The sequence below is a fragment of the Streptomyces sp. NPDC006326 genome (assembly GCF_040612915.1).
Lineage (GTDB): Bacteria > Actinomycetota > Actinomycetes > Streptomycetales > Streptomycetaceae > Streptomyces.
The window spans coordinates 57,351-69,821 of record NZ_JBEXRC010000043.1 but is presented as its reverse complement, the minus strand read 5'-3'; the positions used below and the strand labels follow the sequence as shown (position 1 = coordinate 69,821).

The following is a 12,471-nucleotide window of genomic DNA, read 5'->3' as shown; positions in this document are numbered from 1 at the left end:
GACCGCCCTTCCTCGCTGGAAGGGCGGTCTCACGCCTCGGATGGCTCACCACTGCCGTGGCGCTGCCGCTGGCGGTGTTTGCGCATGGATACCTGAGAGCCGCAGCCGGTGCTGCAGTACAGCCCTGCCCCATTGCGTGTGCGGTCGAGGAAACCGAAGTGGCATGGGGGGTTTCGGCATGCCTTGATGCGCCCCCAGTCGCTGCTCTGGGCAAACGTCGTCACCGCAGCCAGTACGGTTCCGAAAACGCGCGGCACCCCCGTCTGCGGCGAGGCCAGCTCTACACCGCCGGCCGTGACCACCGTCGCCAGCGGGTAGAGCGAACCCACACGCCGCAGGTGCCGCTCGGCACGCAGCAACGGTTCACCCAGACTTTCCTCATCGCCCGAGTGGGCGAGCAGCACGGTCACCAAGGCGTCACGCAGCTCGCGCGCCACCGCGGCGTCAGCGTCGGTGACCACGGTTTCGCCACCGAACTCGTCGCGCTCCGCCAGCCACGCCGCGAACGAGTCCCCGTTCTCGAACAGCTCTCGGCGGCCCGATCCATCCGCGCGCGTGTTCACGAACGCGAGAACGGTCTCCACCGTCGGCGTGACGGTGCGTGGGCTGGGCCCGGGGGATCTGGCTGCCGCACTGCTCATAGATCCATCCTACATCAGCGCAAGCGGTGCTAATCCCGCTAGAGGACAACCCTGACGCTCTGATCTCTTGACCTGTTGTGAGCTAACCGCATACGGTCGCAACATGAACGGAACAATCAACCACCAGACCCACCTCCGCACATGGCTGATCACCGGCGCGACGTCCGGTATCGGCCGCGAACTGATGCTTCAGGCACTGGAGAACGGCGACACCGTCTCGGCCCTCGCCCGCGACACCTCCTCCCTGGATGAACTGGCGCAAGCGCACGGCGAGCGCCTGCTTCTCCTCCAGGCGGACGTACGTGACGAGCGAGCCGTCCGGGACGCAGTGGAAGGGACGCTCGCACGGTTCGGCCGTATCGACGTCGTGGCCAACAACGCGGGATACGGACTGTTCGGAGCCGTTGAGGAGGCCTCCGACACGCAGGCCCGCGCCGTGTTCGACACCAATGTCTTCGGAGTGCTCAACGTGCTCCGCGCAACGCTGCCGGTGCTCCGCGCCCAGCGGTCCGGGCACATCCTCCAGGGCTCGTCGGTCTACGGGCAGTCCGCCCATCCCGGCGTGGGTCTGCTAGCCGCCACCAAGTACGCGGTCGAGGGGCTGTCGGACGCACTCGCTGCCGAGGTCGCGCCGCTCGGCATCAAGGTGACGATCATCCAGCCCGGGATGACCGCGACCCCCTTCCTCGCCAACCTCGATGTCGCAGCCGGCCTGGACGACTACGACCAGACCGTCCGCGAGATACAGAAGGGCATCGCAGAGATGCCGGCATCCGCGTTCTCTGCCGCGGCGCGGATCGCCGCAGGCATCCGGACCGCGGTCGACAGCCCCAACCCTCCGCTGCGCCTGGCCCTTGGGGCCTCCAGCGCAACGGGTATGCGCCCCGCTCTGGAGGCACGGCTCGCAGACCTGGACAGCTGGCAGCGTGTGACCGACGCGGTCGACAGGCCGTAAGCCACGAATCCCGCCGGGAACACGATCACGGCGCAGGCGACCCGGCCCTCCTTACGGCCCGGCCATGACCAGTGGGTCTGGGGCCAAGCCAAGGCCACGGCCACGACAGATGGCTTCGACCCAGACCACTACCACTGCTCCGCACTCTCCCCGGCGGGCGTCGGCCGCGGTTCGCCCGTCCGTCCGCCCGTCGGCCCGGCCTGGGATGGACAGAGCCGGGTGCAGGTCGATCCGGTTGCCCATGTCGAGCTTCTCAGCAGCGGGGACAGCGCGCGCCGATCGGCGTAGCAGAGGCGCTCGACCCACTTCGGCTCGGCCAGGACGTCCCCCAGCAGGGTGTTCACGTGGACAAAGAAAGGCGGCCGCGATGGCGAGCCCATTGGCCTCACACGGTGGACCTCACGAGGAGCGGAGGCTCCGACGCCGGCGACCCCGTCGAACGCCTTCGACGCCGTATCGGCCCCAGTCACCGCAGCATCGCCGTAGCGCATGCGTTCCGTGGCGCCGCGCTCTGAACCTCTGCCGCCGCGACGCCGCCCGGTCGGGTCTGCCGGGATGCGCGCAGGGGTGGCCGCTGTTCGGGTGGCCCCGCGCACCGCACTGTGAAGGATCCTCTCTGCGCGGTACTTCCATCATATGAACGCAATCGAGACGCCGCCGGACCTGGCGGCGCGAGCCGGCTCCCTGTCTGACCGCGCCGGGTACGACGAATCGTTCCTCGGCCCGGTGGTACCGCTTCCCATGCCTTCCGACCCCACGGTCGAGACGGTCGTCCTTCCGTACACGCACTTCACCGTCGTCCACCGCCCCGATCGCAGGCTGGCCGCCTCCACCGCCGTGTGCATCGACGGCGCCAAGCTCCTGGAGGACGTGCCCCGCGACGACGCCTGGGAGTTCGACCCCCGGCTGCCCGAGTCCCAGCAGGCCGGCAACGACATCTACCGCAACAACCCCCTGGACCGGGGTCACCTGGTGCGTCGGCTGGACCCGGTCTGGGGCCCCACGGCCGAGGCCAACCAGGCGAACACCGACACCTTCCACTTCACCAACGCGGCCCCGCAGCAGGACACCTTCAACCAGGGCAAACAGCTGTGGCAGGGGCTGGAGAACCACCTGCTAGACCATGCGGCCCAGTTCGACCGCAAGCTCACCGTCATGACCGGCCCGGTGCTGCATGACTCCGACCCGCCCTACCGTGGCATCCAGGTGCCGCTGCGCTTCTGGAAGGTCGCGGCCTTCATCCAGGGCGGGCAGCTGGCCTCGACCGGGTACATCCTGGACCAGAGCCCCGACCTCACCCGCGCCTTCGAACGGGCGATGGCAGGCGCCAAGCCCGGCGAACCGCCGCCGCTCGGTCCGTTCCGCACCTTCCAGGTGCCGGTCAGCGACATCGTGCAGCTCACGGGCCTGGACTTCGGCCCGCTCCCGGACGTGGACCTCATGCCCGTGACCCGGGCGCCCGCGGAGCGCTGGAAGCAGCTGGAGTCGTACGACGACATGGTCCTGCGGAGCTGAGACGGCCGACCAGACAGGTGCCTGCATCCACGGCAGCGCGGAGAAGGCCCGCAAGCACCTGGCGGGTGGGACCAGGCGCTGTCCGACACGGGACACGGGTCGGCTTCGCGGATGTCGTCCCAGGGCGCGCCCCTGCTCCTCGTCGTGCAGCTGCCCGACGAGGAGCGGGCCCCTCCGACCCGTCGCCGACGGCGGCCCGCTGTCCGTGGAGGAGTCCGTCAGCATTGACCGATACGCCGAAGCACCCATACGGCCCCGACGCTGTGAACACCGAAGACGCCCCGCAACCGCTGCGCCACCCGGCTCCGACGCGAACTCACGGCCCCGCTCCCCGCGGGCCGCTGGAGTGCCAGCACCCGCAACCGCGCCGACGAGGGTGGGGAGGGTGAGCTGTACCGGGACACGCTTGCCTTGCCGGCGACGTCCACGTGCGTCATCTCCTGCGTGAGGATCCAGGACCGGGCCCCCTTGAGGTGGACTGAACATCCTCCCGGGGCGGCGGGGCATGCCAAGAGGCCTCGACGACGTGAACCCCCCACGACGAGATCACCTCATCGATGGCCCGCACTCAGGCGTGACCAGGAAGCGAGGTGGAGCGCCTGACGGTGCAGCATCTGCCTTTCGCTCCCCACGTTCCCCAATCGGTTCAGGAGCCCGGCGGAGCCGTGTGGTGAGCCGCCGGGCTCCCGTCACCGGTGGTGCGCAGCAGGAGCAGGGCGGTGTCGTCGGTGTACCGGCCGGTGGGCCAGGCGCGGCGGATGAGGTGGTCGGCGAGGCCCTCGACGTCCTCGTCGCGGTGGCGGGCGAGGTGTTCGGCAAGGTCGGCGGCCATCCGGTCGGGTTCGGTCCCAGGCACTTCCACGAGTCCGTCGGTATAGAGGGCCAGGGTGGTCTGCGGCGGGAGGGCGAGGTCGGTGACCGGGTACTCCGTCCCGATGTCGATGCCGAGCAGCGGGGCGGGGTCGAGGCTGACGACGAGCCCCGGCCTGCCGGGGCGGTGCAGCAGCGGTGGCGGGTGGCCGGCGCTGACCAGGGTGGCCCATCCGCGGGCGAGGTCGATCCGGGCGTACAGGGTGGAGACGAGCAGGTCGGTGCCCAGGTCCATCAGGACTCGGTTGGTGTGAGCCAGGACCTGGTCCGGTGGGGCGCCGGCGGTGGCGCGGATGGCGGTGCGGACCTGGCCCATCAGGGCGGCGGCGGCAACGTTGTGGCCCTGGACGTCACCGATGACGGCGGCGACGGTGGTGGCGTCGAGGCGGATGACGTCGTAGAAGTCGCCGCCGACGTCCATGCCGCGGCTGGCGGGCAGGTAGCGGGCGGCCATCGTGAGGCCGGGCACAGTCGGCAGGCCGCGCGGCAGGAGCGTTTCCTGGAGGCCCAGGGCGAGGCCGTGCACGGCGTCGTAGAGCCGGGCCCGGTCCAGCGCCTGGGCGATGAGGCCGACGAGGGAGGTGAGGACCGCTCGTTCGTCGCTGGTGAACGTGTGCGGTTGGTCGTAGGACAGGATGCAGCAGCCGACGGGCCGGCCGGAGATGAGCAGCGGCAGGAAGGCCCAGGAGCGTTTCCCGCTCATCAGGGGGGCCTGGGGGAACTCGCGGGCCAGTTCCTCGACGCTGGCGAAGAACGACGGGGTGCCGGTGGAGAGCACGCGCCCGGCCGGGGTGATGTCAGTGGTCAGGGGCAGGCCGTCGAGGCGCTCGATGGTCTGCTGGTCGTAGCCGTGCCAGCCGGTGATCTTCAGACGGCCGGCCTCGGCCGCGGAGAGGACCAGGCCATCCGCGCCGAAGGCGGGCAGGACCTGGCCGGCGACCAGCTCGACTACGTCGCTGACGGCGACGGTCTCGGTGAGGGCGGACGCCAGGTGCAGGAGCTGGTGGAGGCGGCCGGTGTGGGTGGGCCGGGACGCGGCGGACGCGGCGGACGCGGGGCGGGCAGGGCGGGCGGACTCCGGCCGGTCGTCGGCGGGGGCGGGTCGGATGCCGGCAGCGGCGGCGGGGGAGGGGGCGGGAGTGATGCGAACGCTGATGCCGCTGGCGTCGGGGTAGAGCTGGAAGCGCAGTCGGCGGTCCGAGGGGTCGGGGGCGGTGAACTCGACGGGTTCGCGGCTGATGACAGCGGTGCGGTAGTTGTCCTCGACAGCGGGCTGGTCCAGCCAGGGCAGGGACTGCCAGGGCCGCGTCCCCAGCAGCCGGTCCGCGGCCTGGCCGAGCAGGGCGGCGGCCACGCCGTTCACGTACGTGATCCGGCCCTCCAGGTCCAGGGCCAGCGTCCCCTCGGGCAGCCGCTCGGCATAGTCCGCGGCCGCCTGCGGGGCCCTGCCCGTGTACGCGTGGCGCTCGGTGAGTGACGCACGGTGGGGCTGCTCGGGCGCCTGCGGCGGCTCAGGAGACTCGTCCAGAACGTGCGCGAGGCCTCGGGCCTCGGCCCAGATGTGGCCCCGCTCGCGGCGGCTGGCCCGCTCGGGGTGGGCGGCCGGCCACAGCAGAACCAGGCCACCCCAGCAGCGGGAGCGACCGGGCACCGGCGTGGCCGCGAGGGCGAAGCGGTACGGCAGGCTCGCCGCGACCCGCGGGTACGCTCGGGCCATCTCCTCCTGGGAGCCCACCCACACCAGCCGGTTCCCCCGGACGGCCTCGCTGACCGGAGCGGCGGTCGTGAGCGGGATCCGGCGCCAGGGCCAGACCACCTCCTCCGGCAGCCCGCACACCACCGCCAGGCCGAGCGTCTGCGTGGCCTCGTCCAGCAGGTAGAGAGCCCCGGCAGAGGCGCCGGTGCGCCGCACGGTGTCAACCAGCGCGGTGCCGAGCAGCCCCGTCCCGCCGGGCCGCTCACCGAAGCCGGGTACCGCAGCGCGCATATCAGGACCATACGCCGACAAGCAGGACCGATCGCGCTGGTCGAGCGGCGCGTGGCCGCTCCAGCGGGACAGGGACAGCCCGGCAGGGACAGCCCGGCAGGGGCAGCGCTTCGGGTCGGGCAGCCATCGCCTCGAACAGTGATCGCGGCCGAGCCGACACAGCGAGCCACGGCGCCCGACGAAGGAGCAGCGTGCGATCCGAGGGCGCTCCAATGACCGGACGGGACACGTACGGCGCTCAGCCACAAGGGGTGGAATCGCGGACGGGGGGTCGGCGTTGTCGCATCCATGGACGCTGCATCCCCGCAGGACGGGCGCGGCCCGTCCAGCGTCGCCGCCGCCCGCGCGCGCCTCACGGCCGACCGTGCCGAAACCCTCGCGCGGGCGGCTGCGCTGAGCCGCGAGTTCGACGGGATCGTCGCGGCGAACGCCCTGGTCGCGGTCGACGACGAGCACGACCCGGAGGGGGGCAGCACCGCCTTCGAGCGGGCCCACGTGGCCGCCCTGATGGCCCGGGCACGCGAGCACCTCGAAGAAGTGGAGCGAGCACTGGAGCGACTTGAGCGAGGACAGTACGGAGAGTGCGAAGGTTGCGGCGGGGCGATTCCGCCCGAACGCCTGGAGATCCGTCCGGCGGCCACCACCTGCGTGCGCTGCGCCGGGCCGGGCCCGCGACGACCCCCGCACCCGTCCTGACGCCGGCTGGATCCAGCGCATCGCGGCCCTGGTGCAGCGTCCGTCGCCCGGCCTCCAGGAGAAGGCTGCCGCCGCGAACCTGCCTGTGTTCCGGTCACCCGGCCGGCCCCGGCGATGACCGCGTGAACGGTGACGGGCGAGGGAGACGGGACCGGGCCCATGGCGGGACCCGGCCGGGGCTTCATCGACCGGGCCGGGTCCCGCGTGCGAGAACCTTCTTCGCCCTGCCACCGTGACACGGCCCAGCCCGCGCTGCCGCGCCAGGGCTGAGGGATGTAGGCCGGTCGGGTGAACCCTGCCGGTGCTGGGATGTCCCCTTTCCGGGAAGGGGAGTCCCGGCTGACTTCATCCGACTGCGGCAGGGTCGCCGCGGTAGGGGCCGTGCCAGTCCAGGCACAGGGTGGTCGCGTCATCCTTCGGCGGCCGGCCTTCGTAGGTGGCCGAGACGGCCCCCACGAGGGGGCGCACGACCTCGCGTGGATGCTCGGTCGCGGTCTTGCGGAGGAGTGCCGGTAGGTCGACGGTTACCGCGTCGCGTTCCTGCATGCCGTCGGTGTCGAGCAGCATGCGGTCTCCAGGGCGGAGATCCAGGTCCTGTACCTGATGGGGGCCCTGGTCGGTGATGCCGAACGGCATGTCGACCGCCGGCTGAAGTGCGACGACGCCGTTGCGTACGCGCCAGGGCCAGGGGAGGCCGGCGTTGACGAGTGGGGAGTGGTGCCGTCCAGGGGTATGCGCAGGGATTGGCCGGTGGCGATGGTGCGGCGGCCGTGGTCGAGGAGGGTCCAAGACGGGTACGGCTTACATTGACGGCCCGCAAGCCGACCTCAGGTCGGCTTGCGCCACACGGAGATGTGCTTCGCGGAGTCCTGGGTGAACGGCGTCCCGTCCCAGTCCGCGACGCGACGTTCCAGCTGGAGCCCAGCGATCCGTGCCATCAGGTCGAGCTCTGCCGGCCAGGCGTACCGGTGCCGGGAGTTGCCGCGGCGGTAGCGGCCGTCGTCGCCATCGCGGGTGAAGTGGTGCGAGACGAGAATCTGCTTGACCAGGTCGAAGGTGTCGAAGCCGAGATGCTGCTCGGAGACGTCGAACGGCACCGCGACCTGGCCGGGCGGCAGGAACCGCAGCGGCGGCACACCTAGCTCGATGACGAATCGGCCGCCGGGTGCCAGGTGACGTGCGGCGTTGCGGAAGCACTCGACCTGCTCGTCCTGCGAGAGCAGGTTCGTGATGGTGTTGTAGACGAGATAGACCAGGGTGAATTCGCCGGCGACAACGGTGGTGGCCATGTCTCCGATGACTACCGGGAGCGTGTCCTCGTCGATCTTGCTCCGCAAGACCGCTGCCATGTGCTCGGACAGTTCGATGCCCACTACCGGCACGCCGCGTTCCCGGAGCGGGACACCCACTCGTCCGGTTCCGATGGCGAACTCCAGTGCTCGGCCGGCTCCGGCGAGCTCGGTGAGGAAGGTGAGAGTCGGTTCGAGAACGGCGGCCGAGGACATCTCCGTTTCCTCGGCGTCGTAGCGGTCGGCGGTCGCACGGGTCCACAGCTCACTGCTCGTCACGGACGGCCACTTTGCCTGGTGCCGAGGGGCGCTGTCGACGCATTTACCTTCCACTGGCGCCGATTCCACGGTTCCAGCGCAGGCTGGTACAGAGCTTGCAGGGCACGTCCGGCTCGGGGCGCTGCGGGGTCGCTCACGGTCAGGGCCGGCCGCGAACTGCTCCTGCCGGGCCCGGCGGCACGCCCCGCAGAGGGGATTGGCCGGAGCACCGTACCTTGCGCACGGGTTATGGCGCTTTGTGCACGCTCCGGTCTGGCTCGGCGCCCAGGTGACGGGCTGCGGTCTGTCGGCAGGCAAAGGGGTGTCTGAGGGGCCGGATCACGGCGACGTGACCCGGCCCCCCGACCGGCACCGGGCCGTGGCCGCGAGGCACGACGAGCTCGCCGTCCGCGACGAGGCGACCGTGCTGGTCGCAGTCCTCAACGAGTGGCTGTTACCAGCACGGACGCGGTATGTCCTAGCTGTCCACGTCGAGCGCCGTGCCGTACAGGCGGTCCACTTTCAACCGGATGACCACCCGGTGCTCGGCAACCAGCTGCTCCAGAAACGCGCTTTCATCTTCCGGTTTCGCGGCTTGCGGGATCATCTCAAGCAGTTCCTGCCCGACGGCGTCGCCGGGAACGGTCGTGCTCTCGGAGACCTCGGCCTCGCCTTCAGCGACGGCAAACGACCACACGTCGCTGCCCTGCACATGGAGCGCCGCACGCGGGTTGCGCTGCAGATGCCCGACCTTGACCCGGTCGGCCGTCGTTGAGAACCGCACCATGCGGGCTGTGGAGTCCCAGCTGTACAGCATGGTGGTCAGGTGGGGGTGGCCACTGCGTTTGACGGTGGCCAGTGTGCCGAACTGCTGCTTGCCAAGCAGGCTGGAGAGGGCTTCGTCGGACAGTGGGCGAGGCGCTGGTCCTTGAGTCATGACGTGATCAACACCCATGGTCTCCCAGCAATTTCATGACCTAGCTCCTGGCTCCAAGCCCACGTGCACAACGGTCCTACCGGGCGTTGCGGAGTCAGTCGGTCGAGGAGTCGCGTAGCTGTTCGGCCGCGGTGCGGTAGGCGTCGGTGGCGCGGGTGAAGTAGTCGAACAGGACCTCCAGCTGCTGGGGTGTGTAGCTGCTGAGGAGTTCACCGATCTGCTGCCGTGCGGGGGCCATCGCCTCGTCGAGGCCGGCCGGCTTTCCGACGGGTTCGACGATCACCTTGCGGCGGTCCTCGGGAGAGGGGGCGCGGCGCACGTACCCGGCCGCCTCCAGCCGGTCGATCAGCCGGGTGGTGGGACCGGTGGTCAGGCCGGTCCGGGCGCCCAGTTCGCCGGGGGTCATCGGGCCGGCGAGGTCCAGCACGTTCAGTGCGTACAGGTCGGTGGCGCCCAGCGCACACGCCTTGGCGCTGGCATGCCCGTGGAGCATGACGGCACTGAGGTACCGGCGGTAGGCCTCGCCGGCCCCGGACGGCATGGCATGCGTTGACATGAGCTCTCCCACTCCCTAATCTCTTCTTCAAGGAAGATACTTCTTTCGAGCGGATTCAGTGTCGAAGAAGTGTCTTCTTTGGTGAAGCTACCATGGAGGAGACCCGTGAGCACCGACGCAACCCAGGCCGTCCACGCGGCAGCGACCGAGGCCGCGCAGCCGCCCGAGCCCCCGACGTCCGGAACCGGTCGCCGCGTCCGCCGCCGCACTCCCAAGCGCGTCCTCGGTACCACAGCCCTCAGCGCCGCCCTCGTCGTCACCGTCGGCTACGTGTGGCTCGACGCCACCTCCGGCGTCCACGCCACCGGTCAGGCCGACTGCACGGCGGTCACCGCCACCGTCACCGCCACCCCGGCCGGCACGGCCGATGCCGGGGACCAGCGTGACGTCTGCGCCACCCTGGGCGCCCTCACCGATGCCTGGGGCCGGGGCGACGCCACCGCCTACGGCGACCAGTTCACCCACGACGCCAGCTACACCACGTACGTGGGCACCCACTACCAGGGGCGCCGCGACATCGCCGACGCCCACCGCGCCCTGTTCGACGGCTTCGTCAAGGGCACCAGACTCGCCGACTCCTTCCTCTCCCTCCGGTTCTACGGCCCCGACACGGCCGTGATCACCAGCCGAGGTGACACCTACGACGCCGCCGAGCCCGCCTCCGACGAGCTGACCAAAACACAGACGTACACGCTGGTCCGCGAGAACGACGGGCACTGGCGCATCGCCGCCTTCCACAACACCGAACGCCAGAACGTCCTGGAGCGCATCTCCTTCCTCTGGTCCCCGGCCACCAGGCCCGAGGCCGAGAAGTGACCGCCCGTCTCCCATCCGCCGCACGCCTTGGAGGACCTGACATGACGACCAGCCGGCCCATCCGGCCCACCCGCACCGAGGACACTGCCGCCATCCGCGCCCTGCTGCACCGCAGCGCCGCTGCGTGGGCCGAGGGCGACGGCACCGCCTACGGAGCCTGCTTCACCGCCGACGCCACCGACCTCACCTACACGGGCACGCTCTATCGGGGCGGCGCGGAGATCGGCCGCGCCCACCAGGCCCTGTTTGACAGCTTCCTCAAGGGCACCCGCCTGGACCTCGACGAGCTGGACCTGCGTTTCTACGGCCGCGACACCGCGGTGGTGGTGACGCGCGGCGACGTCCGCAAGCGCAGCGCCAAGCCCGGGCGCCCCGGCAAGCTCGCCACCTACACGCTGGTCCGCGAGAACGACGGCCGGTGGCGCATCGCCGCCGTGCAGAAGACCCGGCACAGGCGCCTGCTGGAGGCCCTCTCCTTCCGCGCCCAGCCCGCCACCCGTCCCACCCCGCGATGACACCTCACGCCCAACAACCCCATCCAGCGACACCCGGAACGAAACGGAGCCGAAAACGTGACCGCCCCGCCCACCGATGAACGCCCCACCGCGCTGGTCACCGGGGCCAGCGCCGGCATCGGCCGCGCCTTCGCCCGACGCCTCGCCCAAGGCGGCTACCGTGTGATCGCCGTCGCCCGCGATGCCGAACGGCTGCACACGCTCACCGCCGGACTCGGTCCGGGACACGGCCACCTCGCCGTCGACCTGTCCACCGACCAGGGCCTTCGCCGCACCGCCGATCTGATCGCCGACACCCGTGTCCACCTCCTGGTCAACAACGCCGCGAGCGCCGCCGCCGGCACGTTCACCACCACCCCGCTGCACCGGGCGGAGCACATGCTGCGCCTGAACTGCCACGCGCTGACCGTCCTGTCACACGCTTTCCTTTGCCAGGCCCGGTACGGTGACGCCCTGCTGAACGTGTCCTCCACCCTGGGGTACGCCCCCAAGCCGGACCTGGCGGTCTACAGCGCCACTAAGGCGTTCACCACCACCCTCACCGAGGCGCTGTGGTCAGCCCACCGCACGTCCGGCATCCGCGTCCTGGCGGTCTGCCCCGGCATGACCGCCACCGCGTCCCAACCCCACCGCGACGCCCCGGCCGTTCTCGTCCAGACACCCGACCAGGTCGTCACCGCCGCATTGCGCGCGCTGCACCGGAGCACCCGACCCACGACCGTCCCCGGTGTCGCCAATCGTCTCTTCACCCTGGCCTCCCGGCTCCTGCCCCGCCGGCAAACCCTCACCGCCCTGGCCGGCGGGTGACGTTCCGGGCGCCGCCATGGGCCTGCCACGTCCCAGACGGTGAGGCAACAACTTCGGGCACAGTCCCGCCCCGCGGTCTGGCGACGGCCGGCGCTGGGCAAGCCCCCTTGCGGGAGGTTCGCCCGCCTCGTGGACGGTGTTCAGCGCTCGGCGGGCCCGGGGGTAGCGCTGGCGGCGCCGGTCGGGGCGTCGACGCCGATCCCGTACCAGGGCTCGCCACGTTGGAGCCGGGGCAGGGACCCGGCGGCGCATGACGCCGCCGTCCCGCCGGACCGCTCCACTCGGCCGGGCCGACCCTGGAGAGGGGCGCGGGCGAGGAGGCGCCCCCATGGTGTTGCGACCGCCGGTTGAGCCGATGTCGGCGCAGGCTGCGGAGTCGGTTCCGGGCCCGGCCGCGCTCCGGTCCGGTATCGCCTTCTGAGCAGAAGTTCGACGGCCACCGGGCGTTGCTGTTCACTCGATGGCGAGCTGCCCGTGTGGGACGCCAAGGCGGGCCGGCTGTCGTTCGAGGCGCTGCAGCACCGCGCCGCCGCCCGCGGCCCGAAGCGCCGCCGGCCTACTCCGTATTTCGGCCCGGTGGACGGTGCCAGTACCCCAAGGCGGGGCCGGTACGCAGGTCGCGCAGCGGC

11 protein-coding genes and 1 pseudogene are annotated in these 12,471 nt (G+C 71.2%); 6 read left to right on the top strand and 6 right to left on the bottom strand.

Going from position 1 to position 12,471, the window contains the following annotated elements:
• Positions 1 to 29 precede the first annotated feature (29 nt).
• Entirely contained in the window at positions 30 to 641 is a 612-nt protein-coding gene (locus ABZ128_RS27875) for a CGNR zinc finger domain-containing protein (protein WP_356851688.1), read from the bottom strand.
• Positions 642 to 744: 103 nt separating this feature from the next.
• On the opposite strand from ABZ128_RS27875, the gene ABZ128_RS27870 reads away from it, so the two are divergent.
• Both ABZ128_RS27870 and ABZ128_RS27865 read left to right on the top strand, forming a co-directional pair.
• Positions 745 to 1,596, top strand: coding sequence for an SDR family NAD(P)-dependent oxidoreductase (locus tag ABZ128_RS27870; RefSeq protein ID WP_356851687.1), 852 nt, complete (start codon positions 745 to 747; stop codon positions 1,594 to 1,596).
• A 636-nt stretch (positions 1,597 to 2,232) separates the two neighbouring features.
• The gene (locus tag ABZ128_RS27865; RefSeq protein WP_356851685.1) at positions 2,233 to 3,111 is read left to right on the top strand and encodes a DNA/RNA non-specific endonuclease; all 879 of its coding nucleotides are present in this window, start codon (positions 2,233 to 2,235) and stop codon (positions 3,109 to 3,111) included.
• A gap of 646 nt (positions 3,112 to 3,757) precedes the next feature.
• On the opposite strand, the gene ABZ128_RS27860 is transcribed toward ABZ128_RS27865, so the two are convergent.
• On the bottom strand, positions 3,758 to 5,968 hold the full coding sequence (locus ABZ128_RS27860) for a SpoIIE family protein phosphatase (protein ID WP_356851683.1): 2,211 nt from the start codon (positions 5,966 to 5,968) through the stop codon (positions 3,758 to 3,760).
• A gap of 288 nt (positions 5,969 to 6,256) precedes the next feature.
• Here ABZ128_RS27860 and ABZ128_RS27855 point away from each other — a divergent pair, with 288 nt between their 5' ends.
• On the top strand, positions 6,257 to 6,664 hold the full coding sequence (locus ABZ128_RS27855; protein WP_356851681.1) for a TraR/DksA C4-type zinc finger protein: 408 nt from the start codon (positions 6,257 to 6,259) through the stop codon (positions 6,662 to 6,664).
• 345 nt (positions 6,665 to 7,009) lie between these two features.
• On the opposite strand, the pseudogene ABZ128_RS27850 reads toward ABZ128_RS27855, so the two are convergent.
• The 4 genes and pseudogenes from ABZ128_RS27850 to ABZ128_RS27835 form a co-directional block, all read right to left on the bottom strand.
• Positions 7,010 to 7,446: pseudogene (locus tag ABZ128_RS27850) on the bottom strand (SpoIIE family protein phosphatase); the annotation flags it as partial.
• Between the two features lie 45 nt (positions 7,447 to 7,491).
• Entirely contained in the window at positions 7,492 to 8,232 is a 741-nt protein-coding gene (locus ABZ128_RS27845) for a class I SAM-dependent methyltransferase (RefSeq protein ID WP_356851680.1), read from the bottom strand.
• A 457-nt stretch (positions 8,233 to 8,689) separates the two neighbouring features.
• Entirely contained in the window at positions 8,690 to 9,148 is a 459-nt protein-coding gene (locus tag ABZ128_RS27840; protein WP_356851696.1) for a TIGR03618 family F420-dependent PPOX class oxidoreductase, read from the bottom strand.
• A 94-nt stretch (positions 9,149 to 9,242) separates the two neighbouring features.
• The gene (locus tag ABZ128_RS27835) at positions 9,243 to 9,704 is read right to left on the bottom strand and encodes a MarR family transcriptional regulator (RefSeq protein WP_356851678.1); all 462 of its coding nucleotides are present in this window, start codon (positions 9,702 to 9,704) and stop codon (positions 9,243 to 9,245) included.
• Between the two features lie 105 nt (positions 9,705 to 9,809).
• Here ABZ128_RS27835 and ABZ128_RS27830 point away from each other — a divergent pair, with 105 nt between their 5' ends.
• From ABZ128_RS27830 to ABZ128_RS27820, 3 genes are read left to right on the top strand one after another with little or no spacing between them, the layout of a single operon-like run.
• Positions 9,810 to 10,520: an SgcJ/EcaC family oxidoreductase gene (locus ABZ128_RS27830; protein ID WP_356851676.1), complete on the top strand. Its 711-nt coding sequence runs from the start codon at positions 9,810 to 9,812 to the stop codon at positions 10,518 to 10,520.
• A gap of 41 nt (positions 10,521 to 10,561) precedes the next feature.
• Entirely contained in the window at positions 10,562 to 11,035 is a 474-nt protein-coding gene (locus ABZ128_RS27825) for an SgcJ/EcaC family oxidoreductase (RefSeq protein WP_356851674.1), read from the top strand.
• A gap of 57 nt (positions 11,036 to 11,092) precedes the next feature.
• Entirely contained in the window at positions 11,093 to 11,842 is a 750-nt protein-coding gene (locus ABZ128_RS27820) for an SDR family NAD(P)-dependent oxidoreductase (RefSeq protein ID WP_356851672.1), read from the top strand.
• Positions 11,843 to 12,471: the final 629 nt, after the last annotated feature.

Bases quoted from the DNA above. Each gene is read 5' to 3' on its own strand.
- ABZ128_RS27875 (WP_356851688.1), bottom strand. From the start codon at position 641: ATGAGCAGTGCGGCAGCCAGATCCCCCGGGCCCAGCCCACGCACCGTC.
- ABZ128_RS27870 (WP_356851687.1), top strand. From the start codon at position 745: ATGAACGGAACAATCAACCACCAGACCCACCTCCGCACATGGCTGATC.
- ABZ128_RS27865 (WP_356851685.1), top strand. From the start codon at position 2,233: ATGAACGCAATCGAGACGCCGCCGGACCTGGCGGCGCGAGCCGGCTCC.
- ABZ128_RS27860 (WP_356851683.1), bottom strand. From the start codon at position 5,968: ATGCGCGCTGCGGTACCCGGCTTCGGTGAGCGGCCCGGCGGGACGGGG.
- ABZ128_RS27855 (WP_356851681.1), top strand. From the start codon at position 6,257: ATGGACGCTGCATCCCCGCAGGACGGGCGCGGCCCGTCCAGCGTCGCC.
- ABZ128_RS27840 (WP_356851696.1), bottom strand. From the start codon at position 9,148: ATGACTCAAGGACCAGCGCCTCGCCCACTGTCCGACGAAGCCCTCTCC.
- ABZ128_RS27835 (WP_356851678.1), bottom strand. From the start codon at position 9,704: ATGTCAACGCATGCCATGCCGTCCGGGGCCGGCGAGGCCTACCGCCGG.
- ABZ128_RS27825 (WP_356851674.1), top strand. From the start codon at position 10,562: ATGACGACCAGCCGGCCCATCCGGCCCACCCGCACCGAGGACACTGCC.